The organism is Paenibacillus konkukensis, assembly GCF_023523925.1.
Classification (GTDB): Bacteria; Bacillota; Bacilli; order Paenibacillales; family NBRC-103111; genus Paenibacillus_S; species Paenibacillus_S doosanensis.
This window is the reverse complement of the sequence record NZ_CP027059.1, coordinates 3,166,670-3,193,507: the sequence shown is the minus strand read 5'-3', so window position 1 is coordinate 3,193,507 and position 26,838 is coordinate 3,166,670. Positions and strand designations below refer to the sequence as shown.

Genomic DNA, 26,838 nt, shown 5'->3' with positions numbered 1-26,838 from the left:
AGGTTTCATGTCAAGATAGGCGGTACGGTATTATTTTGCACAGTTTAAAAGCGTAGTGAAAAAAGAGCGATTTCATCAGCGATTGGAGGATCAAATGGACGCCGCGGACTTTTTCACCACGTTTTTAGAAAATTTTAAGATTCTTTTAATAGCCGGTTTAGAGCGGGTTCACCCCGAGTTTATACCTCGGGGGTAAGATGATGGAGAAGGCAAGAGACGCTTTCGAACTTAACTTGAGGAGGAAATGAAGATGAGCAAAAAATGGATCGGAGTCGGCGCGGGATTGACGCTGGGGAGCGCGCTGTTCGTAACGTCGGCGTTCGCCGGAGTCGGCGACGCGGCGGGATACGACGCTTATAAAGCCGCGATCAAAGCGACTGCCGGGGCGCATAACGTAACGGAGCAGATGACGCTGTCCGTGCAGGATAACGGCAGCAGGCTGCTCGACGTCACATCCGTGGTGAAAGCCGATAAGACGGCGCAGGCCGCCAGCGGCAGCGTGAATATTAAGGGAAACGCTGCGGAGGAGACGGTATCGTTCTACCGGCAGGACGGCAAAAGCATCGTGAAAGCCGGCAGCAGCGATGTTTACAATATGATCGGCTCGGATCAGGAGAAAGCAAACCGTTGGAGCAAGAAGGACCGGGAGGCCGGCGCGGATGATTTCGCCAAGGAAAAAGAAAATTTGATCGACGCGCTGGTAGGCCCCTTGAAAGATTATGTCACGGTGGAGCCGCAAGCGGACGGGACGAAGCATATCGGCTTCCAGCTTGGCGCAAGCCAGGTCCCTGCCGTAGTCAATGCGGTCAGCTCCTTCGCCGTCAAAGCGGCTTCGAGCGGTCAGCACGCGGACCGGCAGCTTTCACAGCAGCCTTTCGGTACGGAGCTGGCGAAGCTGAAGGATAGCTTTCCGAAGCTGACCAAGGACATACGGATCGAGCAGGTCGATATGAACGCCGACGTGGACAGCCAGAACCGCATTTCCGGGCAGAAGGTTCAAGTGACGCTGTCCGGCAAGGATGATCAGGGAGCCGCGCATGAAGTCGTCATCGACGTGCAGGTCGGTTTGTCCGGATTCGACGCAACGACGCCCGATCGGGTCGATCTGACGGGCAAGGAAGTGCATACCGTCGACAAGGCAAGCATTGGCCGTCATCACGGGGAATAAAGAGCCGACCGGTTAGAGCGGGCGGCGGAGCATGACGACGGGGGCTGCGCGGACATGCTCCTGCCGTCTCCCGTCGGTCCATATGAATGAGAAGGGGCGAAACAGCGGATGGATATGGTTATCGAAGCCGAAGGCTTGACGAAAATGTATCCGAATCAAAGAGGCATTCGCGATGTCGGGTTCCAAGTGCGCCGCGGCGATATATACGGCTTCCTGGGGCCGAACGGAGCGGGCAAAACGACCGTCATGAAGATCATGGTCAACCTGTGCAGGGCCGACCGGGGCAAGGTGCGCCTGTTCGGCTGCGACATAGCCGCGGATTACGAGAAGGCGATGCGCCGCGTCGGCGTGCTGATTGAACGGCCGGAAGCTTATAACGACTTCAGCGCTTACCGCAATCTGGAGATGGTGCTGCGCTACTATCCCGAGCTGCGCAAAAGCCGCATCGACGAGGCGCTGGAGCTGGTCGGGCTTGGCGGCTTCAAGCATGAGAAGGTCGGGCGCTATTCGCTCGGCATGAAGCAGAGGCTCGGCCTAGCTTCCGCCTTGCTGTCCAAGCCGGAGCTTCTGATCCTCGACGAGCCGACGAACGGGCTCGACATTGAAGGCATGGTCGATATGCGGGAGCTGATCGTGAGGCTGGCGCGGGAAGAACAAATGACGTTCTTCATCTCCAGCCACCTCATTCACGAAATGGAGCTGATCTGCAACCGGGTCGGCATGATTTATAACGGCAAGCTCGTTCGCGAAGGGCTGATGAGCGAGCTCGTCAGCGAGCAGCATCCGACGTTGGAGCATTATTTTGTCGCGCTGGCGAGAGAGGAAAGGAGGGAGCGAGCGCATGTCCGGCTTTAAAGCGAACGTTATTAACGAAATGATCAAGCTCTGTTTGCGCAGAAAATCGCTATGTTTCATGGCGCTGACGGCGCTTCTTCCCGCCGCGGGAGCTATCCTGGTGTCCCGGTTTCAGAGCGGCCTCGGGGTGACGGCGGCGACGGCCGCAGATTTTCCGATCTGGATGCTGGGCTTATTCGCCGGTCTGCTGCTGCCGCTCTTTATTTTTATGGCTGCGTCCGATATGTTTCCCGGCGAACTGGAGAACGGGACGGCGAAGCTTGTTCTGACCTGGCCGGTCACCCGGTTGAATATTTTTGCTTCCAAGCATGTTTCAATGGTACTCTACATTTGTATCTTTATCGCGTTGGGTCTGCTTTCTTCCGTCTTGGCGTCCTTCTTCCTTGAGGCTGGCGGCAGCGGCAGAGCGGCCGGGCTGACGCAGAGCTTGCTCGCCTACGGCGCGGCTGTCGTTCCGCTTGCGGCTATCGGCTTTGCGGCGATGCTGCTGGCGCAAGGGTTCAAAAGCGGCAGCGGGGCGCTGACCCTCTGCATTTTGCTGTACGGGCTCGCCAAGCTGGCCGGTCTGCTGTATCCGCAATTCGTCGTTTACTCGCCGACCGATTATACCGATTGGTATATGCTGTGGATCGGCGGAGCGGTCGCTTGGGGCAAAATTTTCGGCATTGCTTCGCTGCTGGCGGGATGGGGTTTGATTTGCTTTTCGGCAGGGTATTTCATCTACGATAAAAAACAATTGTAGGGGTTGAACGCGCGTGTCCATCCGGGTTCGTCTGGTGTTATCCTATATTGCCATGCTGCTCGTTCCGCTCGTTCTGCTGGGCATTGCCGTTATGATCCTGATCGTCGCGCTGCTGGGCGACGTCAGATCGGTATATAAGCTGAACGGCAGCCATATGAACCCGATCGGGGCGATTCTCAAGCAGCAGTCCGCCGTGGAGGCCGAAATCCAGCTGCGCAGCAGGGACAATCCCGATTCGCTGCTCGACTCCGCCGTCCAGGCCGGGCTGGAGGAGAGTCTGAATGCGATTAATATGGAGCTGATCGTGCGCAAAGAAGACGATGTGCGCTTCGCTTCGCCGAAGCTGGCCGAATCCGGTCTGCTGAACCGTTTGCCCGCGTACGGAGAGGCGAATTCCCCGATGGAGAAGTCCGGGAGATGGGAGCGGAAGGAAGAGGGGCGAAGCGGCTGGTTCATCGCGCAGCAGCAGGACACGGTCTTTTCCGACGGCAGCCGGGGCAGCGTCTTTATGGCGATGGATTTCAATGTATTGGGTCGGTTCGCGCACCGCTATTTCAGCTTGTTTTTACTTTCCCTGCTGGCGATTTTGGTGCTGACCAACGGCCTGCTCACTTACTTCGTTTCGCGAAGCATCATCCGGCCGCTGCGTTCTTTGAAGAAAGCCGCCGACCAAATCAAGGAAGGCCATCTCGATTTTGCAGTCAAACCGGAGTCGAAGGATGAAATCGGCGAGCTGGCCGCCTCCTTCGAGCAAATGCGCAGCAGGCTGAAGGAGTCCGTCGAACGCCAGCTGCAGTACGAGGAAAACCGCAAGGAACTGATTTCCAACATTTCTCACGATCTCAAAACGCCGATTACGGCGATCAAAGGATATGTCGAAGGCATTATCGACGGCGTGACGAACACGCCCGAGAAGCTGGATAAATACGTTAGGACCATTCATACCAAATCGATGCAGCTGGACCGGCTGATTGACGAGCTGTTTCTGTTCTCGAAGCTGGATTTGAACAGCCAACCGTTTCATTTTGAACCTGTGGATCTGATCGCCTTTCTGCAGGATTGCACGGATGAGCTGCAAATGGATATCGAAAAGCAGGGCGTTTCCTTCCGGTTTGTCACGGAGCCGGGGCTTGCTGAGGCCTGGACGGCCGCAGACCGCGACCAGCTTAAGCGGGTGCTGGTCAATATGATTGAAAACGCCATGAAATATATGGATAAAGAGCATGGAACGATCCGTCTGCGCATAGCGGATGCGGGGGAGCATTATATCGTGGAGGTCGAGGATAACGGTCAAGGCATTGCCGCGGAGTCGCTGCCGCATATTTTTGACCGGTTTTACCGGGCGGACCGTTCGCGGAATGCAAGCACCGGCGGCAGCGGCCTGGGGCTCTCCATCGCCAAGCAAATTATCGAGGGCCACGGCGGCGTGATCGGCGCCCGGAGCGAGCCAGGAAAAGGGACGGTTATCTGGTTTACGCTGGATAAACGAAAGGACGACAGGTCGGGAGGAGAAGGCCATGAGCAGCCGCATATTGATCATCGAGGATGAAGCGAGCATAGCCGAGCTGGAGAGAGATTATTTGGAGATAAACGGATTTGCCGTGCAGATGGAGCATAGCGGCGATACGGGGCTGCAGCAGGCGCTAACCGGCGATTACGATCTGGTCATACTGGATCTGATGCTGCCCAAGGTGGACGGCTTTGAAATATGCCGCAAAATCCGCGACAAGCACGACATCCCGATTTTGATGGTGTCGGCCAAGAAGGAGGACATCGATAAAATTCGCGGCCTGGGGCTCGGTGCGGACGATTATATCATCAAGCCGTTCAGCCCGGGGGAGCTCGTAGCTCGGGTCAAGGCCCATCTGTCGCGCTACGAGCGTCTGCTCGGGCATCGCGGGCAGAAGAGCGAAGAAATTCGCATTCGCGGACTGCTGATCGACAAGGCGTCCCGGCGCGTTTACGTGAACGGGCGGGAAGTTGTGTTCACGACCAAGGAGTTCGATTTGCTGGCGTTTCTGGCGTCCAATCCGAACCGGGTGTTCAACAAGGAGCAGCTGTTCGAGCATATATGGGGGATGGACTCGAACGGCGACAGCCCTACGGTGACGGTTCATATCCGCAAAATCCGCGAGAAAATCGAGCTGGACCCGTCAAAGCCGCAATATATCGACACGGTGTGGGGAGCGGGGTACCGGTTTATGCTGTAAACGGCGCCGCGGCGGCCGGGAGCCTGCAAGCTTCGGCTTAGCCGCGCGTACAGCCCGGCAGCGCGAACAAGCCGGCCGTTTCAGGGACTCCCTGAGAAGGCCGGCTTGCGCTGCGTTCTTATTTTGTACCGCCGGTGAGCAGGCCGGACCAACGTTCGGGCGGGATCACCTAATTGGCGTAAACCTCAAACTCGTTGACGTTGGCTTCATCCGAGGCGGATACGACATAGAGCCGGATGTAGCGCGACGTCACGGGAGAGAAGGTGATCGTCTTGGAGGCGCCGATCGTCGTGCCGCTTGCAATGTCGGAGAAATTGGTGCCGTCCGCGGACGATTGCAGCTTGAACGAAGTAATATTGGCGAAATTCGTCTCCTTGATGACGACTTTGCTGTAGGTTTGGCTGGAACCGAGGTCGACGCGCAGCCATTGTCCGGCGCTGGTGCCGGAAGCGGAAGCCCAGCGGGTGCCGGTGGAGCCGTCGACCGCCTTGCCGGCCGCATACGTGCTGCTCCATTCGGTGGAGGCCGAAGCCGTCTTGTTCAGGGCCAGATTGACGGCGGTTCCGGCGCCGTACACGTCTCCGCCTTCGCCGCTCCACGTCATCTCCGTGAACGAGGAAGGGCTCGCGGAGGTAGCCGTATTCGAGCCGGAGGCGTACAAGCCTCCCGAGACGCTCGTCATCGAGTAGTCGGTAAACAACTTGTTGTTAGTAAAGCTTGTATAGATCAAGGCACCGGCCAGATTGACACCGGATAGCGCCTTCATCTCCAGATTGCTGCCGTAGGAATTGCCGTCGGAAGCCGTCATTTTATTGCCGCGCACCGCTTGGCCGGTTCCGGCATTGTTCTTGATCGTCGTATTGATCACCTGGACGTTGTTGGCGCGGATGAACAGGCCGTTGTTGCCTACGGTCGATTCGGGAACGGTGTTGTTGAAGTCGATGTCGGCGCCGATGACTTTAATATGATGCGTGCCTTCCTTGAAGTCGAAGCCGTCGTTTTTCGTTTGGAACGCGTTGCTGTTCAGGAAGGTAATATAGCCGCTCTGGTCGGCGTTCGGAGCCGTCGTCCAGTTTTGATCCGCGTCGCCTACATAGTAGCCTTCGCCGTATTTGCCGCTTTGGCCGGTATACTGCGCGAGACAGTTGGTGAGCAGCCAATATTGGCTGTTTTTGCGGATTTTAAAGCCTTCGGCTTTGGTGTTTTTGACCGTAACGTTCGTAATATAGCCGTGGGACGCTTCGATGAGCAGCCCTTTATTCGAATTGGAGTTGGAGTTGATCGTAATGTTCTCCATCTTGTAGTAATTATTTTTGATGTAGAACGCTGCGTTGCCGGCGGAAGCCGTGTAATTGAGGGTGGCGCCGCTTCCCGTGCCGCGCAGGGTAATGTAGTTGTTCGCGGAACCGCTTACAGAAGTGCTGATGGTGCCGTCCGAAATCGAATAGGTGCCCGATACTTCGATAATGTCGCCGGGCTGAGCGGAGGCCAAGGCGCTGCGTAGCGCCGCGACGTCGCCCGCAGGCACCGTCGTGGTCGCGGCGAAGGCGGTGGAGACGGTAAACAACGGAACCAGCGTAAAGCACAGTAAAAAAATAACGGATAAGGACAGCGATTTGCTTCTGAGCCGTAGGATCAATGTCTTGCGTTTGCTTGGCATTATTCATCCTCCTCGTATAGTATTTCTAGAACCAAGTTTTAAGCCGATTTCCAGTTCCCATGGGAACTGGCCGCAAACTTTTCGATTTCCAGTAAATCGCACCTTGAAAATTGCAAAAGGGACTGGACTTTCCCGCATGCCTCTGGACAATAGATCATAGGGATCTATCGGGGAAATTCTTTCTCCTCCTGTAGCACGTCTACATTTCTAAGTCTGTTTCTCCGGTACGTGTCTGAGCTTCTGACCCGCTGGCCGTTCCCTTCGGCACCCCATGCCTGGCCTAGCAAGCCAGGGCAGCTCATGGACCGAAGCGTGTTCTTATAGGCGAGGGTGATTGATCTGCGCGTGCGCCGGAGGCATCCCGGAGAGTCTATTCCCTGCATCCCTCATCGAAAGGAGGAAATTCCATTTGACGCTTTTTGTCGGTATTGACGTCAGTTCGAAAGAACTGGAAACGTGTTTCATGAACACAGACGGGGATAAGCTCGAGACCCTCACAGTGAAAAACAATCTGGAGGGGGCTGCTCATCTGCGAGATCGCATCGTTGCCTTAGCGGACAAGCACGCGGTCTCCGAGATTCACATTGGGCTTGAATCGACCTCGGTCTACAGCTGGCATCCCGCCATGTACCTGCATAGTGACCCTACACTCCAGGAGCGCCATACCAAGGTCTTTACCATGAATCCAAAGTTGGTCAGCAAGTTCCGAGAAACCTATCCCGACCTGAATAAAACCGACCGGCTTGATGCCTGGGTGATTGCGGACCGTCTGCGCTTCGGGCGGCTGACAACCACCATTGTCATGCAGGAGCAGTATGTTGCGCTCCAGCGTTTAACGCGCATGCGGTTTCACTTGATCCATAACCTGACGCGCGAGAAACAGTACTTCTTGCAAAACCTGTTCTACAAGTGCAATGCCTTCACGACCGAAGTCGAGAGCTCGGTGTTCGGCCATGCCATCCTTGAGATGCTCTCTGAAAAGTACAGTCTGGACGACATCGCGACGATGGATGTCGGCGATCTGGCCGACTACTTGCGGGACAAGGGGCGCAATCGCTTCCCGGATCCCGAGAACGTCGCGCGCTGCATTCAGAAAGCGGCCAGAGCCTCTTACCGGCTGTCCAAAGTCGTCGAGGATTCCATTGATCTTGTGCTGGGTACATCCATTCAAGCAATCCGGAGCATCCAGGCTCAGCTCAAGGATTTGGACAAGGCGATTGAGCAAATTCTCGAGACGATCCCTGGCTCCCTGTGCCTGCGTTCTGTTCCCGGCATTGATCGCGTCTATGCCGCTGGCATCCTTGCCGAGATCGGTGACATCGAGCGCTTTAGCGACCAAGCCGCTGTCGCCAAGTATGCTGGCCTCACCTGGCGCAAGAGCCAGTCTGGCGCCTTTGAAGCCGAAGACACCAAACGGATTAAATCCAGCAACCGATTCCTTCGCTATTACCTCGTTGAAGCTGCCAACTCGGTAAAGAACCGCGATGAAGAATTCGGCGAGTACTACCGGAAGAAATACAAGGAAGTGCCCAAGCACCAACATAAACGCGCCCTCGTCTTAACCGCAAGAAAGCTTGTGCGTCTGGTCGATGTGCTGCTACGCAACGGCCAACTCTATACGCCACGGAAGAAGGTGACGCCTGCGAAGGATTAACGCCTCCTTTGCTAAAGTCCCTGGCATAATTCCCAGTTAAAATCTGGATATTATCTCGATTTTTCGCTGGGTTCAGTTTGAGCTGTCCTTTTTTCGGCACTCCCAGCTGTTACAGCCAAGAAAATTTCCAATTCGACCGATTCGGGGACTTGACATCATACCGCTGGACTTAAAATAAGCTTGAGTTCTTCGTGACTCGCAACTACTGCGGCGCTGTATGCGCCGGAACGACTTTCACCTCCTTGGAAGGATTGCGGCCAGATCCGCGCCCCGCATCGCTGCAAAGGCAAAGGGCTGCTGCCGATACCATTAGCTTAGCGAATTTTCCGCCTCTCAGACATAGCCGAAACTCACCTAAACTTTACGAAAACTAAACAGATTTCTTTGACGAAAGTATTGACTGCCCCGGCTCAATCCTCTACACTAGCATTTGATTAGTTAGCTAATTAAATAAGGGGGGATGCAGCTTTGGACTATAAGCACTCCGATTCTCTGACGCATTTGATGAAGAGCGTGCTGAAGCTCCACCGGCATAATGTCGACCGGCTGATTCAGGAATACGACGTTTATCCCGGCCAGCCGCCTCTTTTGCTGCGCCTTGCCGAGCAGGACGGGCAAATCCAGAAGGAGCTCGCGCAGAAGATCAACATTCAGCCGGCCACGCTCACCGTCATGATTACCCGGATGGAGAAAGCCGGGCTCCTGGAGCGGCGGACCGATCCCGAGGATCAGCGGGTGTCCCGGGTTTACTTAACCGAGAAAGGGCGCATGGCCACGGGGAAGGTCAAGGAAGCGCTGCGAACGATAGAGGAGGCGTGCTTCGGCAACTTCAGTCTGGAAGAGAAGCTGCTCTTCCGCCGCTTGCTGCTGCAGATGCAAAGCGATTTGCAGGCGCTGCCGCCGCAAAAGAACGGTTAAAGCCTCAGATGCCCGCTTTACCAATGAATTCATCCTATTATTGAAAGGCGGGGATTTGCTTCCCATGAGCTCTTCCAAAGATATTACCGCAAATACGCCGCGTTACGGCCGGCTTCGGATGGCGCTGATTCTCGGTGCGTTGGCCTCGTTCGGACCGCTGTCCATCGATATGTACTTGCCTGCGCTGCCGACCTTGGCCGACGATCTGCGCACGAACACTTCGCTGGCTCAGCTCAGCTTGACGTTCTGCCTGCTCGGATTATCGCTCGGGCAGCTGCTGGCGGGTCCTCTCAGTGACGTAAGGGGAAGGCGCAAGCCGCTGATCGCGGGATTGACCGTCTACATGATCGCTTCGCTGCTATGCGCCTTCAGCCCTTCGATCTGGGTTCTGATCGGGCTTCGCTTTATTCAAGGATTGGCGGGAGCCGCAGGCATCGTCATCTCCCGCGCCGTCGTACGCGATATGTACTCTGGCGTGGAGCTGACAAAGTTTTTTACGCTATTAATGCTCGTCAACGGCGTAGCTCCGATCTTCGCTCCTGTAGCAGGGGGTCAGCTGCTGCGCGTTACGGAGTGGCCGGGCGTGTTCATCGTGCTATGTGCATTCGGCGTCCTGATGCTGCTGGCCGTATCGCTCGGCCTGCCCGAAACGCTGCCGGCGGAGCGCAGATCCCAGGGCGGCATCGGCAATACGCTGAAGACGTTCCGCGGTTTGCTAAGCGACCGGACGTTTATGGGGTATGCTCTCGCGCAGGGCTGCGTCATGTCGGCGATGTTCGCTTATATATCCGGTTCGCCGTTTGTGATCCAAAATATTTTCGGCGCTTCTCCGCAATTGTACAGCCTGTTTTTTGCGATTAACGGCTTCGGCATTATTATTGCCAGCCAAGTTACCGGCAGACTGGCCGGACGGGTCGGGGAGACGAAGCTGCTCATCGCAGGTCTTCTGCTGGCCTCGCTCGGCGGAGTGACGCTGCTCATTATGATTCTCGCGGGAGCGGGGCTTGCGGCTATTCTGGTGCCTTTGTTCTTCGTCGTTTCGAGCGTCGGGATCGTCAGCTCGACCTCGTTCGCGCTGGCGATGCAAAACCAGGCGAAAGCCGCAGGCAGCGCCTCGGCGCTGCTCGGTCTCTTGTCGTTCGTCTCGGGGGGCATCGTCGCCCCGTTGGTCGGTCTGGGCGGAGGCGAAACGGCCGTGCCGATGGGGATTGTGATCGCCGCGGCGGATGTCGGAGCGATTCTCTGCTACGTGCTGATGATCCGCCGCAAGAAAGCCGCCGTATCGTACTCGGCGGGAGCTTAATGGCGTGGTGAAGAAGTGACCGCCTTTGTAGACGGATTTTCCCCGTTTCACGGGCTTTCCTATTCGAGAAATCCGGGAACAAGAGCGATCGGAAGATGCTTTCGCATGCGCAGTGGGCATTTTTCACCATCTCTCTAAGAGTCTGTCCGACGGAGTTACTTTTGTAGGTCCCTTCGGAGTAAGACTCGGTTTTCAAATGATTTTTCATCACGATTTGAGTATAATCACTGTGTCTTTCTTTGCCTTTGTGGGAGTTACGCCGCTTTTTTACGTTTTTGGGCAGACCTCTCCCGTTTATACACCGTGGATGGTTTGGGATATTTGGCAGAATGAAGCTTTCTTAAATTATAGCTTAAAGCCAAAAGGACGAACTCACCCTCAACCTTATCTTCGCCACGGAGGTGAAACTGACGAAAGCCCTGACATTCTTTCATTTGCCCCCACGCGGGTTCCACGATGGCTTTACGTAACCGGTAAATGTCTTTACCGGCATCGCTTTGCACTTTGGTTCTCATGGCTTCTCGGATCGGATCGCCTTCATTGCGTTTGACCCTTCGTTTACCGGATCCGGACTTAACGCAGTCCTTTTGAAACGGGCAGGTCAGGCAGGCATCGCTCATATACACCCATTGAGTCGCTTTTTGAGGATCCTTTTCATAGTATGTGTACTTGTGGATCAGCGTTTGTCCCGCTGGGCACACATAGGTATCCGTTTCCGGGATATACGTAAAGTTGGTTTTATCGTACGGATTCCCGTGCTGCTTGTTTTCACGGGTTGCCGCGATGTAGGCGTCGGTCTCGGCCTTCGTCGCCGCCTGAATGTTGTCCGCACTAAAGTACCCTGCGTCCGCACTCACTTTCTCGGGCACCTTTCCCGTTATGTTGCGGATGGAACCGAGCACCGGCTGGAATTGGTGTTGGTCGCTGCTGCTAGGGTTCATCTGCAGTCCGACGATGAATCCCTGATCCGCATCTACGGCAATTTGCGGATTATATCCTTGGATGACGCCTTGGGTTTTCGTATCCATGATTTGGGAATCTGGATCGGTAAAGTTAAATTGATCTTTGTCCGGTGTCTTCGATTCCTCTACCGGTTTGCGAGCTTCCAACTGTCTGAGCGCCTCTCTGATTTTTTCAAGTCGGGATTGGCGATTGGTCACCGATTCCGGCAACAGCGAAAGGGGCTCTTCGTTCTCTTGGTCGTCTATCTGGCCGGCTTGCTCGAGAGCTTCGCGGATTTCCTTTTCCAGACGCTCGATTTCCTGGTTCATCCGATCTCGCGACATCGACTTATGCTTCGATGCATGGGCTTTCAGCTTCGAACCATCGATGCTGACATGACCGAGGGACACGTACCCTAGCTGTATGGCGATGTGTACCACTTGTTTGAAAAGTCCCGGTAATGATTCGAGGTGATCCTTTCGAAAATCGCTGAGCGTACGGAAATCCGGTCGATGGCCGCCACATAGCCAACGAAAAGGAATATTTTCATCCATAGCCTGACGAAGGGTCCGGGAGGTGAACACACCCGTAGCATAGCCATAGAACCATAACTTCAAAAGCATGGCGGGGTGATAGGCTTCTTCTCCGCGATGGGAATACCGATTTGTCATGACCGTGAGATCTAACTGATCCACGATGTCGCTAACAAGCCGCACTAAATGATCTTCAGGGATCCAATCGCTCAAATACATCGGAAACAATTCACCTTGTTCCGTGGAGTAAGATTTAAATTTTGCCATAAACCACACACCCTTTTTTACCAGATAAACAGATTACAGTTAAGTTTCGCGACGAAACTATGCTTTTCCTGTTTCGTCGGACAGACTCCTAAAAGCGTGGTGAAGAAAGAGCGGAGGAGCCATTTGAATCTGGAAAAGCGTAAGCGTTCGCCTTTGAACACGGATTCTCTCCACAGAAAAACGAAAAAACAATCCAAAGAATCCGTTTGCAACAGCGATTGGAGGATCAAATGGACCCGCAGCGGACTTTTTCACCACGCTTCTAAAGGAAGCTGCACAAATTTTTTTTCGCAAATGTCACAAAAAAGCTCCCCGATTGTCTTTATTCATGAACGGACAATCACAATCCCGCGAAGGGATGAGGAGGAGCTTTCGATGAAAACGAGATTTAACATGTATCAAGTCAATCCCGAGGCCTATCAAGCGATGCTCGGTCTTGAGAAATACACGGCCGGTACGACTATTGACAAGAAGCTGAAGGAGCTTATCAAAATCCGGGCTTCGCAGCTTAATTCCTGCGCATTCTGCATCGATATGCATACGCGAGACGCCCGCGAAATGGGCGAGACGGAACAGCGGATTTACGCTTTGAACGCCTGGAGAGAGACGCCGTACTTCAGCGACGAAGAGCGCGCGGTGCTCGCTTTGACGGAGTCGATTACGCTGGTCGCCGAGACGCATGTGCCTGATGAAGTGTTTGAAGAGATGCAGCGCTTTTTTACCGACAAGCAGATCAGCGAAATTATTATGCAGATCGTTACGATCAACGCATGGAACCGGATCGGCGTATCGACTCGGCTTATGCCTAAATAATCGCAGCGCGAAGCGATAAGCAAGCCCCTTTGGCGGACCTTACAGGCCCCGAAGGGGCTAGTTCGCTTTTGCCTTGTCGTATGCGCCGGAATTGGCTTTTTTCGATCCGGGGAGGGGCGGGGCCGTTTCACGCATGATGCGCGGGGCAATCGGCAATGATAGGGATGTTGTTTACAGGAGCGCTTGGAAGATGCTTTCTCAGGGGAAGTCGGCGTTTTTAGCGCTATACCATCGCACGGTTACGGGATTCGAGGGTTGAGCTGTTTTCAATAAATTTTACATTCCATGTTAATGATGATAAAATTTCATTACATACTTAATCGATAGGTAATAATTATATTTATCAATAACCGGAGGATTCAACATGACCAACATCGCCCGTAATTTAACCGATTTGATAGGCAACACGCCTCTTCTGGAGCTTGTCAAATATAATCAGCAGCAGCAGCTTCCCGCGAAGCTGATCGCCAAGCTGGAATATTTCAATCCGGCTGGAAGCGTGAAGGACCGGATCGGCTACGCTATGATTAAGGACGCGGAAGAGAAGGGGCTTATTACCAAAGATTCCGTCATTATCGAGCCGACGAGCGGCAATACCGGCATCGGCTTGGCCTTCGCCGCGGTAGCTCTGGGCTACAAGCTGATCATTACGCTGCCGGAATCGTTCAGTATCGAGCGGCGCAAAATTCTTCAGGCGCTGGGAGCCGAGCTGGTGCTGACCCCGGCCGCGGAAGGCATGCCGGGAGCGATGAGAAAGGCGGAGGAGTTGGCGGCGTCCATACCGAATTCGTTCATTCCGCAGCAGTTCGACAATCCGGCCAACCCGCAAATTCACCGGGTGACGACGGCGGAGGAAATATGGCGGGATACCGACGGAACTGTCGATATTTTCGTCAGCGGGGTCGGTACCGGCGGCACGATTACCGGCGTCGGCGAAGTGCTGAAGCAAAGAAAACCGTCGGTTCAGGTCGTTGCGGTCGAGCCGTTCGATTCGCCGGTATTGTCCGGCGGCAAGCGCGGAGCGCATCAGCTGCAAGGACTTGGGGCGGGATTTATCCCCGGCGTGTTTAACGGCGGCATTGTCGACGAGATTTACAAGGTAAAGACCGAGGAAGCCTTCGATACGGTGCGCACCGTCGCCAAGACGGAAGGGCTGCTCGTCGGGATTTCCTCTGGAGCGGCTATCTATGCCGCGGCGCAGCTGGCCAAGCGGCCTGAGAATGAAGGCAAGAACATCGTCGTCATCTTGCCCGATCACGGCGAGCGCTATTTGTCGACGCCGTTGTTCGATTAGGTATCCGGCTTCGGAAACGTTTCGTTTGGCAACAACACCTCGGATAGAGGTGTTTTTTTGTGCAGAAAAAGGGAGAGCAAGCGTTTGCAATTGCAGGATTTCCCAAGCGGGGCGCGAATATGTATGTTTATGCAGAAAGGCGCATCGTTGCCGAAGCAAGCGGTTTACGAAGCTGGCTTTTTTGTTGTGCAGGCTGGTTCATGCGCCAGGTTCAGTGCCTGCTGGGGCTGACGGACGTCGATATGCGTCGGCGATCCGCCGCCGAGCCGGCTCGGGCCGCATATTATGTATGCGCTTGCAACCGAATTGTTGCCGGCCGATATTCACCTTGTATGCTGCAGGGGCAAAATAACCCATCTGCCCATGACGGTCTTACAAAGTCGGAATGAAGCGGCGGCAATGTTCGCGCACCGACAGATGGCAAGGCTCTTGTCCCAAGCTTATCTGGAACTGGCGGGCGGGAACAACGGGTTGTCCCGATGTTGTCCGTCTAGGTATGCATTTCCCATGCAATGACAGTACTTTCGGCAATATGCCGATCTTCGGGACAGTCTGGAAGAGAACATAACTCTAGTTCAAATGAAATCACTTGGCCATAAGGAGGCGTAAGAAGGTTGAAACGATTTATATCTTTGCTTACGGCTGTTGTACTGATGCTCGCCGTTGCCGGCATTCCGGCAGGCGCGTCAGCGGCGGCTTTGACAGCGTCGCTTCAGGCATCGCTGGATAAATCTTCGGGAACGGTAACGTTGACCGGCAGTTTTACTCCGGGAAAAGAAGTTGCGCTAAAAGTGCTGACTCCCGCGCAAGCGGTCGAATATGTAGATCAGGTACAGGCAGGAGAGGACGGTCGTTTGGAGTTGTCGTTCCGGCTCAAGGATAAAAGCTTGCCCGGGCTTTATAAGGTCAGCGCTTCCGACGGAACTCTGCAAGCGCAAACGGAATTCGGCTTTGCCAATACGGCGCCGACGCTGTCGGGCTTGGCCGATCAGACGATCTATATGAACGAGAGCACTGCGTCTATAAGTTTTAAAGTATCCGATGCAGAGACGCCCGCCGAGAAGCTGGCAATCAAGGCAACTTCGGATAACCAGGAACTAGTAGCGGATACGGGCATTGCACTTGGAGGAAACGGCGGTCAACGTACGGTGAAAATCACGCCTAATGAAGACAGGTCGGGTGTAGCCGTCATCACGATTAGCGTAAGCGACGGCGAATTGACGACAAGCGGCAGCTTCAAGCTGAACGTGTTGAAAAAGGATGAGCCGCAGCCGGAGAATACGGCGCCGACGCTGTCGGGCTTGGCCGATCAGACGATGACCACGAAGCAGTCGTCGCTGGAGTTGGAACTGACCGTCGGCGATGCCGAGACCGATCCGGCGGCGCTTGTACTATCCGCTTCCGCAGATAATAAAGAGATCGTGCCGGATATGGGACTCTCCTTCGGCGGTGAGGGGGCCAAACGCACGATGACGATTACTCCCGTTTCGGGCGTAACCGGCAAGACGAACGTTACGGTCACGGTAAGCGACGGCACGCTAACCGCCAGCAAGAGCTTCGGATTGTCCGTCGTTCTTGCGAATAAAGGAAGCTCCGGAGGAACGGGCTCGGGCGGATCGGGCGGATCGGGCGGCGTCACGACGGGCGAAGGCGCAGCGGAGGCGGACGGCGTTCTGAAGCCGCAGCCTACGCTCGACCCGGCAACCGGCACGGCTGTCGCTTCGGTAAGCCAAGAAGAGCTAGAGAAACTATTGGAAGCTGCGGGCCAAACCGTCGTTACCATCCAACTGCCGAAGGTGGAGGGAGCCGAAGCTTATATGCAGGAGCTGCCCAAGGCTGTTCTGACCGAGGGAGGAGCTTCGACAAGCATTGTGATCGTAACGGAATTCGGCACGATCACTCTCCCGGGCAATATGCTCGCCGGCACCGATACCGGCAGTGCGCAGACGATTTCGATCCGCCTGGCTCAGGCGGATACGTCCAAGCTGTCCGCTGACGTGCAGCGTCATATCGGCGGCCGTCCTGCGGTTGACGTAAGCCTGTGGGTCGGCGGCAAGCAGCTGGCATGGAGCAGCGCGGCGGCGAAGGTACGGATCGCTTTGCCTTACCAGCCTGCGGCCGAAGAGCTGGGCAGTCCCGAGCATCTTACGGTGTGGTATCTGGATGGAGCGGGAACGCCGATTCCGGTACCGAGCGGCCGTTATGACGCAGCTTCCGGTCAAGTCGTATTTACAACGAACCATTTCAGCCTATTCGCGGTTGTTTGGGTATCCAAATCGTTCAGCGACATGACTGGATACGAATGGGCGCAAAAAGCGGTTGAAGCGATGGCGGCCAAAGGCGTGATCGATGGCACGAGCGATACGACGTTTGAACCGGGCAGCCGCGTTACCCGAGCCGATTTCACGCTGCTGCTGATGAGAGCGCTCGGGCTTACGGCCCAGCCGGGCCCGTCGTTCGACGATGTGCGGCCTGCGGATTATTACTATGAAGCGGTATCGGCGGCGAAGGCGCTCGGTATCGTAGAAGGACAGGCTAACGGAGAGTTTAATCCGAATCAGAGCATCACGCGGCAGGACATGATGGTTATCTCCGCCCGGGCGCTGCGGGCCGCAGGCAAGCTGGGCGCCGCTGGGGACTCTGCGGATTTATCGATGTACGCCGACAAGGCCGACGTCGCTTCGTACGCCGCGGCCGATGTCAGCGCGATGACTCGCGAGTCGCTGCTTGAAGGCAGCGGCGGGCGGATTCATCCGCTCGATCCGACGACCCGCGCCGAAGCGGCCGTACTGGTTTACCGCATGTACAGCAAATAAATACGGTTGGTTGACGCAAGCGAATCCCTCGGTTTTCCTGATGCAGGAGCCGGGGGATTTGCCGTTCGCGGCACAGGGAAGGGGCACGCGTCTGAAAAAGAGATTGACAACTACCCGGCATTCAAGTACTATTGACAATGTTAATGAGAATCATTATCAGATGATGAGATTACAGGAGGTCTAGACAGAATGCTTTACCAAAACAAATCATTTCGGATGAGATCAGCAACGTTGCTTGCTGTTATTTTAATGCTGTCCGTTTTTCTTGCCGCTTGCGGCTCGAAGGAGCCGGCTCAGCAAGGCGCTGCGGACAATAAGCAAGGAGCGCAAGCGGCGGCTTCGGACGCTCCGCGTAAAATTAAACATGCGATGGGCGAAACGGAAGTTCCGGCGCATCCGAAGAAGGTCGTTATTTTGACGGACGAAGGAACGGAAGCGCTGCTGGCGCTGGGCATCAAGCCTGTCGGGGCGGTACAATCGTATGTAGGCAATCCGTGGTTCGATCATATTAAAGCCGATATGGAAGGCGTGACTGTTTTGGGTGCGGAATCCCAGCCGAACCTCGAGCTGATCGCTTCGCTTAAGCCGGATCTGATCATCGGCAACAAAATGCGCCACGAGAAAATTTACGATCAATTGAAGGCGATTGCCCCAACCGTCTACTCCGAGACGCTGCGCGGCGAGTGGAAAGAGAATTTCAAGCTGTACGCCGACACGCTGAATAAGAAACAAGAAGGCGATCAAGTTATCGCCGCTTTCGACAAGCGTATCGAAGACTTCAAGAGCAAAGCCGGCGACAAGCTGAAGGAAAAAATAGCCGTCGTTCGTTTTATGGGCGGCAAGACGAGATTCTATTACGGCGATATGTTCTCCGGGGTTATTTTCAAACAAATCGGTTTTCCTCGTTCCGATCCGAAGAGCGACGAGAAGGCGTTCGAGGATATTACCAAAGAACGTTTGCCTGAGCTGGACGCCGCCGACCGCGTCTTCTACTTCACTTACGAAACCGGCGACGGCAAAGGGACGAAGCAGGAGCAGGAATGGATGAACGACCCTCTCTGGCAAAATCTGAAAGTCGTGAAAAACAACAAACTGACGAAAGTCAGCGATACGACTTGGAATACGGCGGGCGGCGTAAAGGCAGCCAATCTTATGCTTGACGATCTGTACAAAATTTACGATGTAAAGCCGTAATAACTCCATCATATCCTCTTACCGAATCGGTCGTTCCCTAGGAACGGCCGATTTTTTGCGGCAAGAAACCGTAGCACGGCAAATAATGGGGGGCTCTGTTCTCGCTTAGTCGTTAAATGGCGACGGTTATAAAATTTTGGTAAATAAGGAAACTGAAACGCAAAACGCAGCGTCTAACTATGTAGAATCGAACCGTCGAACAGGTTCATAAATGGTTGGGGGTTGTCGTCTGATGTTAACGGAGCATAAATACCGCAGCCGGGGGCTGGCTGTGCCGTCACGCCGCGGTGAAGAGCGAAGCGTCATGATGTACGGATTGTTAATTTTGTTTGCCGGGCTGTATTTGCTGGCAGCGCCATTTCAGAGGGGGTTGTTTTTGGCGGCGCGCGTCGAGGGCGATCCGCGGGTGAATTTGTCGTATGAATTGCCGATTCAAAGCACGCTCCTGCTGATCTCGTTTGTCATGCTGGCCATGGCCGTATATGTATGGAAATACCGCGATCAGCTGGGCAAGCATACGGCCGCCGTGATTCTAGTATGGCTGCTGCCTGTCAGCGCGCTGTGCTCTTATTTTCAAGCGGTGTCTTTACATTACGGTTTTTTGCTGATCCAGGTGCAGGTTTTGTATGCGGCGATGTTTTTGCTCGGGCTGCTCATTACGCTCCATCCCGCTGGCCGCAAGCTGCTGCCGCAGTTTGTGGCGTTCAGCAGCTATGCGATTGTCGTGTACGGCTTGCTTAATTTATTCGGCAACGTGCATTACAACGGAGCCGTAATGGTGGAATCGTACGGATTAAGGCTAAGCTCCGTGTTTCAATATCCGAATGCCAATGCGGGATTTTTGCTGCTTGTCATTGCCTGCGCCGCGTACGGAGCGGTTACGGCGAGGAATCAATGGGTATCCCTGCTCCACGCCGTTATGCTCGTTCCCGCCCTGCTGTCGCTTATGCTGACATTGTCGCGGGGCGCATTATTGATGCTGCCGCTCATTCTCTGGCTGCTGCTGTTTCTGCTGCCGGTCTCCAGACAGCTGCTGCTGCTTCTGCATGCGGGCGCGGCGGCGATAGGGATGCTGTGCCTGCTGACCTCCGTTACCGAGACGGCGTTAACGGTTCAGCAGCATGCCGCTCCGGCGCCGCTATGGCCAAGCTGGGGCATGCTGCTCGGCGCATCCTTGGCGGCGGCGCTCGTCAGCGTCGGTTTGCAGCATGTCGTTTTGCTGCGTTTGCCGAAGCTTCGGCCGGGCGGGGACGCGATCGTCGCCGGCGGCGAGCAAGAACATAAGCCGGCTCCCTTATGGAGTCGGCGTTGGACGCTTCCGGCCGCGCTTGCGCTGCTTGGCGCTGCCGCTGTGTTCCTGGCGGCGTCGGACAGCCCGCTGCTGAATTTGCTGCCCCGTACGCTGGAACAGCGGATTCGCAGCATCGACTTTCAGCAGCACAGCGTTCTGGAGCGCGGCGTGTTCTATATGGATTCGCTCAAAATCATCCGCGACTACCCCGTATTCGGTGCCGGAGGCGGCGCTTGGTCCGCGTTATATCCGACGTATCAGAGCTATCCGTACACAAGCCGTCAGGCGCATAATTTTATTTTGCAGCTGTGGGTCGAGCAGGGGACGGCGGGAGTGCTTGCCTTCCTCGCGTTATTCCTCTATACGGCGATTCGTTACATACGGGCGATAAGCCGCTTGGGAGCTTGGCAAGAGCCGCATTTGTTCTATGCGATCGCCGCCGGAGCCTTGCTCTTGCATAGTGCGATAGATTTCGATTTAAGCTTTGTTTATCTCGCTTCCGTCGTTTTTCTTTGCTTGGGCGGCATGGCCGCCATTGGGGGAGAGAGGCTCGGAGAAAGCTCTGCAACGGACAAGCGGGTCAGACGTTGGAGTGTCGGCAACGCGAAGCCGGCTGCGGCCTACAGCGTACTGCTGGCCGCAGCAGCGATATTTGTGCTGATCACGGGGGCGTCGTATGTATCCGGCGGACGGACGATGCAGAGCGCGGTGAACAGCTTGTCGGGTCAAAGCGAGATCGACGTCAAGGAGACGGCGGGACTGATGCAGGAAGCATTGCGCAAGCAGCCCGACAATCCCGGGTATATGCTGCTGCTCATGAATTTGCTGGAGCTCGGTTATGAGCAAACCAAGGATGAGCGCTTCGATCAGGAAGCCGGTAATTGGATGGCGCAGCTGCAAAGAGTGGAGCCGTTGTCCAAGGAGCTGCTTGAAGCAAGATGGAACCGCGCCGTGCGGCAACAGGATCTCGACCAAGCTTTGACGATTGCGGATGAAGCGCTGGGCCGTTTTCCGTGGGACCAAACGATGTATGAAAGAGCCATGGAGCTCCGGTTTCAATTAAGCGAGAAGGAGCGGCTTGAGCATCACGATCAGGCTGCCGCAAAGCGGCACCGCACGCTAGGGACGGAGCTGTTCCGCCAATTTTTGCTGAAGAGAAAGCAGCTTGACGATATGCCCAAAACGATCAACCTCGGCAAATCCTTCGAGGTTACTCCGGCCATGGCGATTTCTACAGGGCAGATGCTGTACATAGAGGGGCAATATACGGAAGCGGCCGCAGCATTGAAGCTGGGGATGGACGGGCGGCTGGAGGAGCCGATTCAGCAGGCGATCGCCCGTTGGTACCTGGCGGCGCTTGCCAGGGCGGGGAAAGCGGATCAAGAGCTGCTCGGCAAGCTTGTAGAGCAGAATAAGGAAGAACAAAACTTGCTGGAGCAGTTGATTCATGCGCAATTCTAAAAGCGGCCGCTAACTGCAGAGAACCTTGCATCCCCGCAAGGTTCTTTGTCGTTGTTTAGGAAATGATGCACAGCAAGTTCCTGTGGAAATCCGGGTTCTCCCCCGAAAGGAAAGTCTACCCCTAGAACGATCCCAGAGGAAGGGTTAGACGCCGATCCAGCTTAGGCTGGATGCGGACGGAATAAGCTTCAGAGCATCACGTCACTTTTGGGGGATTGGTTCTGCCAGCCGGATCGCTGCAAAGCGAAGTGGGATTTATATCATTTTTTTCCATAGGGTAATCTTGTTAATCTCTCAATAAACAGCGGGGAATATGCTATAATATAGTATCTATCCGAAGATTGTGAGTAAGCGGGGATTCGATCATGCTCAGGAAATTTAGCGACCAAGAACTAGTTGAGGTATATTCGAAATGCATACAAGAGAATTTAGGCGATGACTTTAGGTTTATTTTGGAGAATGAGTTGGAGCAGCGAAAGCTTGGCTTCACTGCTCATAAGGAGCTGAACCCATTGACCTTTGGAAAATCGAATTTGGACTTTTATCAACTAGTCAAGTATTCGCTGGACAGCTATTTTGTGCTGCAGGATCATAAAGTCATCTACGTCAATCAAGCCGGCTTCGACTTGCTGGGACTGCAATATCCTGAGCAAATTATCGGCGAATTGTTTCACCGGTTTTTGCATCCCGATTATCATTATAGTATCGGCAATCAACTGGAAAGCGTGCTGAGGGGCGAAGCGAGCGAGCTGATGGAGCAGCGCATGGTCAGGGCGGACGGGGAATTGATCGATGTGGAGGTTATGCTCGCCCCGTACCATATGGAACAGCAGAGGCTTGCCCAGGTCATTGTCAGAAACATTACCCAACGGAAGCTGACGGAACGGAGATTGCACAATCTGGAGAAGCTGTCTTCCATCGGGCAGATGGCGGCAGGCATCGCGCATGAGGTGCGCAATCCGCTGACGGCCGTCAAGGGCTTCGTCCAGCTGCTGGAGAAGGAGCTGAACCATTCGTATTTGCCGGTCATCGTCGACGAGCTGGACAACGCGATCAAGACGCTGAACAACCTGCTGCAGGTGGCGAAGCCCGATCTGAACAACGAGCCCGACGTCTCGATTCATCTGTGCTCCGAGCTGGAATCTCTCATTTTCCTGTTCCAGGAGAAGCTGTACAAGGTGACGGTGCATAAACTGTTCAGCGACACCGACAGGGAGATTCGCGGGAAGAAGAACCTGATATTGAAGGCGTTTTTCAACCTGCTAAAAAATGCGATAGAAGCGATAGACGGCAAAGGCGAGATTACGATCGAGCATTTTTTCAAAAACGATATGGTCCATATTAAAATCAGCGATACGGGCAAGGGGATTCCGGCATCGAAGATCAGACTGCTCGGGACGCCTTTTTTCACAACGAAGGACGACGGCATCGGCATGGGGCTCACTCAGGTGTTCACGACGATCCACGAGCACGGGGGCCATATTCATGTGGAGAGCCACGAAGGCAAAGGAACGGTATTCCATATTCAGCTGCCGGCATAAAGCGATTTAGGCGGCGTCCGGCAAAGAGCCTGCGGTTGCAGGCTTTTTTGCCGCGTATTGGACGATGGGCGCGGCCTGGCTCTGCCTTCATTTATGGGAGCATTACAGCTTCACACAAGACGGCGCTTTTCTCAAGCGGTCTTATGAGACGATGAAGGAAGCCGCGCAGTTTTTTCTCGATTTTCTGATCGAAGACGCGCAAGGACAATTGGTTACTTCGCCTTCGGTTTCGCCGGAAAACCGTTATATGTTGCCGAACGGCGAATCCGGCACGCTCTGCTGCGGATCGGCCATGGACAGCCAAATACTGCATGAGCTGTTCAGCGCGTGCGTCGATGCCTCCCGGATTCTCGGCGTCGACGAAGCCTTCCGTTCCGAGCTGTCGGAGGCGCTGCGCAAGCTGGGCCGATTCGCGTCGGCCAATACGGGCAAATTCAGGAATGGCTGGAGGATTACGAGGAACAAGATCCCGGCCACCGGCATATATCGCAGCTGTTCGCGCTGCATCCGGGCACGCAGATCAGTCCGGATCGGACGCCGGAATGGGCGGCGGCCGCCCGCGCCACGCTGGAGCGGCGCTTGGCTCACGGGGGAGGGCATACCGGCTGGAGCCGGGCGTGGATCATTAATTTCTGGGCGAGGCTCGCGGACGGGGAGCAAGCCTGGTTCCACGTGAAGGAGCTGCTGAGGAAATCGACGCTGCCGAATTTGCTGGATAACCATCCGCCCTTCCAAATCGACGGCAATTTCGGAGGCGCGGCGGGCATCGCCGAAATGCTGCTGCAAAGCCATGAGGGAGTGATCCGTCTGCTGCCCGCGCTTCCGGCCGCTTGGCCCAGCGGCAGCGTCAAAGGCTTGAAAGCCCGCGGAGGCTTCGAGATCGACATCGCCTGGGAGAAGAGCGAGCTGGTACAGGCGTCGGTCCGTACGACCAGAGCGGGAGAGATATGAATCCGGGCGAAGCAGCCGGTGCGGATAGAGGATGCGGCTGGAAATCCGGCCCCGCATCGCTGCTTGCAAGATGCGATCTCATTTGCCGGCATGGCCCCCTCCTGCTACCGCGTGCTGCCGGAAGCTTAAGGCCGCGCAAATTCGGCATCAAACATGACTTCGAATGACTTCCATTTCCATAGGAGGTCATTTTTTTTGTACATATGGAGGCGGCCGCCGCCAAAACTATGGTAGTATGAGATTTACCGAAACTTAATCTTCAGCCCGGCAAAAACGGTTGTAAGCCGATTTTGGGCTCTATATAATAAAGTAGAGAAAGGTTAAACCGGTTTAATAGGGACGGCGCATCCGGCCGACCCGGAGAGGAGGTGCGTCAAGGATGGCCACCATTGACGATGTCGCCAAGCTGGCAGGGGTTTCCAAAGGGACGGTATCGAATGTGTTCAGCAAAAAACGGCCGATCGGTCCCGAAGCGACCAAACGCGTATTCGAGGCGGCCCGACAGCTCGGTTATTATCCGAATCATATAGCGAGAAGCTTGGCGATCCGCAAGACGATGATCGCCGGTCTCAGGATGCCGATTCCGAAGGAAGGGATGATGTCGCAGTTTGAAATTCAAATGATCAACGGCGTCTTGAACGAATGCGCCAAGCACGGGTTTCGGGTGCTGCTGGATACGCTGCCCGAGCATGACGATCCGAACCAATTCACGGTAGACCCGGTGGACGGGGTCATCATGCTGAATCCGCGCAGGGAAGACCTGCGCATCGAGATGTACCGTCAGATCGGGATGCCGCTTGTGCTGGTGGGACGGCCGGACCCGATGGACCCGGGCGTCAGCTATGTGGATAACGACAATGCCGAACTGGCCTGCGAAGTGGGACGGTACTTGCTCTCGATCGGCCATGAGTCGATCTTGTTCCTGAATGCCTCGTCGGATATGACGGTAGCCTTCGACCGGGAGCGCGGGCTTGCCGCGGCGCTGGCGGAGCAAGGCATGCCGCTGCCGCCCGAGCAGGTGATGAACTATTCCCGCGAGCTGCATCGCAGCCCTACGGAGTACGGATACCGCGCGGTTCTGGAGACGATGAAGAGCCGGAGCTATACGGCCGTCGTAGCCGATACGGACCGGGTGGCGCTGGGCGTGCTGAGGGCGGCGAGGGAGCTGGGGCTGAACGTGCCCGACGATTTGTCAGTCATTGCGCTCAGCAATGACGCGAGACTGGCGCAGGAGATGACGCCTCCGCTCACATGCGTCGAGCTGTCGGCCGAAATGCTGGGCGCGCAGGCGGCGCAAATTTTGATGGAGAAAATGGAGAATGCCGATGTCGTGCGCCAGCATACGGTCCGGGCGAAGCTAGTCTTCCGGGAGTCGTGCAAGAAGCGGCCCCGGTAATTTCGGGCTGCGGCAAGTAAAGAGCATAATAAAGCGATTATGAAAGCGCTTTATTAACGTTTCGTAAAGCGAGGCTGAACATCGATGAGATTCCCTTTATGGCGCAACGACTATTCCAAGCCTTATTCGCTGAAATACCAGCTGATCGTTATTTTATTTATCAGCTCGCTGACGCCGCTTATATTAATCGGCAGCATTTCTTACTTTTCCATGTACGCCATTTTGCAGAACAAGGCGGAAGGCGGCGTGCAGAGCAATTTGCATCAGGTGCGGATTTCGCTCGAGGATACGATAGGCCAGCTCAATCATACTTCCCAGCAGCTTGCGTTTGACGGGAGGGTGGGCAAAAGCCTGGAAAGCTATTTATCCGCCGACACCTACGAGAAAAAACGGCTGAACGACGATATTCGCAGCGAGCTGAGCCTGATTCATTTTACGAATCCGACGCTTGGGCTGATGTTCTATTATTTCGCCGACGACGATCAGAAGCTGTTCGAGAACTTTAATGTCCGCGACGTGGATATTTTGAAGCTTCCGGTGCTGATTCGCTTCGATAAAATTACGTATTACGGCCCGCACCGGTCGTTGAATCCGATCGACGGCAATGAAGTGCTGTCGATTCTGCGCAAGGTCGAGCTGCCGGGCCGCGACGATGTGTACGTCTATATAGAAACCAATTTCAAGCTGGCCGAGAGCATTATTAAGGACAACGACCAGTTCGGCGGCCATTTGGTTCACCTGATCGTGGACAATAACGGGAAGGTCGTTTACAGCGAAAATACGGAGGATTTCCCCATCGGCTCCAGCGCCTTGTCGGCCAAGATGAAGGAAGCGCCTTCCGGCAAATATTATATGTTCGAAGAGACAAGCAATCAATCGTGGAAGGTGATGGCGGCCGTCCCTCAATCGGTTTACAAGCAGGAGATTAACCGCTGGATCAAGCAGTTCGCCCTGTTTGCCGTGCTAACGCTGGCTGTGAGCGGGTTGCTGGCCTGGCTGATCTGGCGCGCCGTTTACCGCCCTTTGAATACATTGAACGCAGATATCCGCAATGTGAAGCATAATTACGAATTTTTCCCGACAAGACAGTCCCGTATTACCGAATTCGCGGTCATTTACCGGGAGTTCGCCGATATGCGCAGCCGCATCTTCGAGCTGATCGGAGAGGTGGAGCGGAAGGAGAAGAGCAAAGCGCTGCTTGAAGTGGAGAAGCTGATGACGCAGATTAATCCGCACTTTATTCACAATACGCTGGATACGGTTCGCTGGCTGGCCCGCGCCAACGGGCAGAAGGAAATCGACCGGCTCGTATCGATGCTCAATAAAGTGCTTTATTATAATCTCGGCAAGGGAGGTCCCGCCCGCATACGCGACGAGATCGATGCTCTGAAGCAATATGTCGAGCTGCAGGGAATCCGGTATCATTTTGAATTCGACGTTCATATCCGGGCCCATCCGAATGTGCTGGAGCTGCCGATCCCGCGGTTTATTTTGCAGCCGCTGGTTGAGAACGCGCTGTACCACGGCATGGAGGATCAAGGGGCCATTGAGGTCGTTGTCCGGGAAGACGGACCTGCGCATATCGTCATTGAAGTTAAGGACAACGGGGAAGGGATGGCCCAAGAGGACATCGACCGGCTCATGCAGGAGGACAACGCGGAGCGTAGAATGGTCGGGCTCGGCATCGGGCTGCAATATGTGTACCGTATGGTGAAGTTCCAGTTTGGGCCGGAGGCGAGCTTTCATATCGAAAGCGCCAAAGGGGCGGGGACGACGATCCGGCTGCGTCTTCCGGCAGCGGAAGCGGCAACCGCTCTTGCGAAGTAAAA

General features: G+C 55.1%; 19 protein-coding genes and 2 pseudogenes. 19 read left to right on the top strand and 2 right to left on the bottom strand.

The features are described 5' to 3' along the window. The first annotated feature begins 250 nt into the window (after positions 1-250). The 5 genes from SK3146_RS13565 (at position 251) to SK3146_RS13545 (ending at position 4,975) form a co-directional block, all read left to right on the top strand. Positions 251-1,168, top strand: coding sequence for a hypothetical protein (locus SK3146_RS13565; RefSeq protein ID WP_249865541.1), 918 nt, complete (start codon positions 251-253; stop codon positions 1,166-1,168). A gap of 108 nt (positions 1,169-1,276) precedes the next feature. After that, a complete protein-coding gene (locus tag SK3146_RS13560) occupies positions 1,277-2,023 on the top strand; it encodes an ABC transporter ATP-binding protein (RefSeq protein WP_249865540.1) in 747 nt (248 codons plus the stop codon). Then, complete coding sequence (locus tag SK3146_RS13555; protein WP_249865539.1) at positions 2,010-2,765, top strand: ABC transporter permease; 756 nt, start codon at positions 2,010-2,012, stop codon at positions 2,763-2,765. Before SK3146_RS13560 ends, SK3146_RS13555 begins: the two co-directional genes overlap by 14 nt. A gap of 13 nt (positions 2,766-2,778) precedes the next feature. Beyond that, positions 2,779-4,314: a sensor histidine kinase gene (locus tag SK3146_RS13550; RefSeq protein WP_249865538.1), complete on the top strand. Its 1,536-nt coding sequence runs from the start codon at positions 2,779-2,781 to the stop codon at positions 4,312-4,314. After that, positions 4,283-4,975 (top strand): response regulator transcription factor, encoded by a 693-nt coding sequence (locus tag SK3146_RS13545; protein ID WP_249865537.1) that lies wholly within the window; start codon positions 4,283-4,285, stop codon positions 4,973-4,975. The genes SK3146_RS13550 and SK3146_RS13545 overlap by 32 nt, the downstream gene beginning before the upstream one ends. A gap of 169 nt (positions 4,976-5,144) precedes the next feature. Here SK3146_RS13545 and SK3146_RS13540 read toward each other — a convergent pair whose 3' ends face one another. Then, positions 5,145-6,635, bottom strand: a complete 1,491-nt coding sequence (locus SK3146_RS13540; RefSeq protein WP_249865536.1) for a discoidin domain-containing protein — start codon at positions 6,633-6,635, stop codon at positions 5,145-5,147. A gap of 409 nt (positions 6,636-7,044) precedes the next feature. On the opposite strand from SK3146_RS13540, the gene SK3146_RS13535 reads away from it, so the two are divergent. From SK3146_RS13535 to SK3146_RS13525, 3 genes are all read left to right on the top strand, one after another. Then, positions 7,045-8,289, top strand: coding sequence for an IS110 family RNA-guided transposase (locus SK3146_RS13535; RefSeq protein WP_249861151.1), 1,245 nt, complete (start codon positions 7,045-7,047; stop codon positions 8,287-8,289). 468 nt (positions 8,290-8,757) lie between these two features. Next, complete coding sequence (locus tag SK3146_RS13530; protein ID WP_249865535.1) at positions 8,758-9,207, top strand: MarR family winged helix-turn-helix transcriptional regulator; 450 nt, start codon at positions 8,758-8,760, stop codon at positions 9,205-9,207. A gap of 64 nt (positions 9,208-9,271) precedes the next feature. Continuing rightward, positions 9,272-10,510, top strand: coding sequence for a multidrug effflux MFS transporter (locus SK3146_RS13525; RefSeq protein WP_249865534.1), 1,239 nt, complete (start codon positions 9,272-9,274; stop codon positions 10,508-10,510). A 254-nt stretch (positions 10,511-10,764) separates the two neighbouring features. Here SK3146_RS13525 and SK3146_RS13520 read toward each other — a convergent pair whose 3' ends face one another. Continuing rightward, positions 10,765-12,252 carry an IS1182 family transposase gene (locus tag SK3146_RS13520; protein ID WP_249860275.1) on the bottom strand — a complete coding sequence of 496 codons (1,488 nt, stop codon included), beginning with the start codon at positions 12,250-12,252 and terminating at the stop codon, positions 10,765-10,767. 375 nt (positions 12,253-12,627) lie between these two features. On the opposite strand from SK3146_RS13520, the gene SK3146_RS13515 reads away from it, so the two are divergent. The 11 genes and pseudogenes from SK3146_RS13515 (at position 12,628) to SK3146_RS13475 (ending at position 26,836) form a co-directional block, all read left to right on the top strand. Then, entirely contained in the window at positions 12,628-13,065 is a 438-nt protein-coding gene (locus SK3146_RS13515) for a carboxymuconolactone decarboxylase family protein (protein WP_249865533.1), read from the top strand. Between the two features lie 364 nt (positions 13,066-13,429). Continuing rightward, complete coding sequence (cysK, locus tag SK3146_RS13510; protein WP_249865532.1) at positions 13,430-14,359, top strand: cysteine synthase A; 930 nt, start codon at positions 13,430-13,432, stop codon at positions 14,357-14,359. Positions 14,360-14,973: 614 nt separating this feature from the next. Then, positions 14,974-17,175 (top strand): S-layer homology domain-containing protein, encoded by a 2,202-nt coding sequence (locus SK3146_RS13505; protein ID WP_249865531.1) that lies wholly within the window; start codon positions 14,974-14,976, stop codon positions 17,173-17,175. Between the two features lie 216 nt (positions 17,176-17,391). Continuing rightward, complete coding sequence (locus SK3146_RS13500) at positions 17,392-18,369, top strand: ABC transporter substrate-binding protein (protein WP_249865530.1); 978 nt, start codon at positions 17,392-17,394, stop codon at positions 18,367-18,369. Positions 18,370-18,601: 232 nt separating this feature from the next. Continuing rightward, on the top strand, positions 18,602-21,121 hold the full coding sequence (locus SK3146_RS13495; RefSeq protein ID WP_249865529.1) for an O-antigen ligase family protein: 2,520 nt from the start codon (positions 18,602-18,604) through the stop codon (positions 21,119-21,121). Positions 21,122-21,486: 365 nt separating this feature from the next. Then, positions 21,487-21,558, top strand: a pseudogene (locus SK3146_RS35280) (hypothetical protein); the annotation flags it as partial. A gap of 75 nt (positions 21,559-21,633) precedes the next feature. After that, positions 21,634-22,662, top strand: coding sequence for a two-component system sensor histidine kinase NtrB (locus tag SK3146_RS13490; protein ID WP_249865528.1), 1,029 nt, complete (start codon positions 21,634-21,636; stop codon positions 22,660-22,662). Positions 22,663-22,726: 64 nt separating this feature from the next. Next, positions 22,727-23,382: pseudogene (locus SK3146_RS13485) on the top strand (glycosyl hydrolase family 95 catalytic domain-containing protein); the annotation flags it as partial. A 54-nt stretch (positions 23,383-23,436) separates the two neighbouring features. After that, positions 23,437-23,613, top strand: a complete 177-nt coding sequence (locus tag SK3146_RS35275) for a glycoside hydrolase family 95-like protein (protein ID WP_434006897.1) — start codon at positions 23,437-23,439, stop codon at positions 23,611-23,613. Between the two features lie 379 nt (positions 23,614-23,992). Further along, on the top strand, positions 23,993-25,009 hold the full coding sequence (locus SK3146_RS13480; RefSeq protein ID WP_249865527.1) for a LacI family DNA-binding transcriptional regulator: 1,017 nt from the start codon (positions 23,993-23,995) through the stop codon (positions 25,007-25,009). A gap of 84 nt (positions 25,010-25,093) precedes the next feature. After that, positions 25,094-26,836, top strand: a complete 1,743-nt coding sequence (locus tag SK3146_RS13475; protein WP_249865526.1) for a sensor histidine kinase — start codon at positions 25,094-25,096, stop codon at positions 26,834-26,836. Positions 26,837-26,838: the final 2 nt, after the last annotated feature.

What these genes read in the sequence shown, in the direction of transcription:
- SK3146_RS13565 (WP_249865541.1), top strand. Translation starts at nt 251, where the DNA reads ATGAGCAAAAAATGGATCGGAGTCGGCGCGGGATTGACGCTGGGGAGC.
- SK3146_RS13560 (WP_249865540.1), top strand. Translation starts at nt 1,277, where the DNA reads ATGGATATGGTTATCGAAGCCGAAGGCTTGACGAAAATGTATCCGAAT.
- SK3146_RS13555 (WP_249865539.1), top strand. Translation starts at nt 2,010, where the DNA reads ATGTCCGGCTTTAAAGCGAACGTTATTAACGAAATGATCAAGCTCTGT.
- SK3146_RS13545 (WP_249865537.1), top strand. Translation starts at nt 4,283, where the DNA reads ATGAGCAGCCGCATATTGATCATCGAGGATGAAGCGAGCATAGCCGAG.
- SK3146_RS13540 (WP_249865536.1), bottom strand. Translation starts at nt 6,635, where the DNA reads ATGCCAAGCAAACGCAAGACATTGATCCTACGGCTCAGAAGCAAATCG.
- SK3146_RS13525 (WP_249865534.1), top strand. Translation starts at nt 9,272, where the DNA reads ATGAGCTCTTCCAAAGATATTACCGCAAATACGCCGCGTTACGGCCGG.
- SK3146_RS13520 (WP_249860275.1), bottom strand. Translation starts at nt 12,252, where the DNA reads ATGGCAAAATTTAAATCTTACTCCACGGAACAAGGTGAATTGTTTCCG.
- SK3146_RS13515 (WP_249865533.1), top strand. Translation starts at nt 12,628, where the DNA reads ATGAAAACGAGATTTAACATGTATCAAGTCAATCCCGAGGCCTATCAA.
- cysK (WP_249865532.1), top strand. Translation starts at nt 13,430, where the DNA reads ATGACCAACATCGCCCGTAATTTAACCGATTTGATAGGCAACACGCCT.
- SK3146_RS13500 (WP_249865530.1), top strand. Translation starts at nt 17,392, where the DNA reads ATGAGATCAGCAACGTTGCTTGCTGTTATTTTAATGCTGTCCGTTTTT.
- SK3146_RS13495 (WP_249865529.1), top strand. Translation starts at nt 18,602, where the DNA reads ATGTTAACGGAGCATAAATACCGCAGCCGGGGGCTGGCTGTGCCGTCA.
- SK3146_RS35275 (WP_434006897.1), top strand. Translation starts at nt 23,437, where the DNA reads ATGCTGCTGCAAAGCCATGAGGGAGTGATCCGTCTGCTGCCCGCGCTT.
- SK3146_RS13480 (WP_249865527.1), top strand. Translation starts at nt 23,993, where the DNA reads ATGGCCACCATTGACGATGTCGCCAAGCTGGCAGGGGTTTCCAAAGGG.
- SK3146_RS13475 (WP_249865526.1), top strand. Translation starts at nt 25,094, where the DNA reads ATGAGATTCCCTTTATGGCGCAACGACTATTCCAAGCCTTATTCGCTG.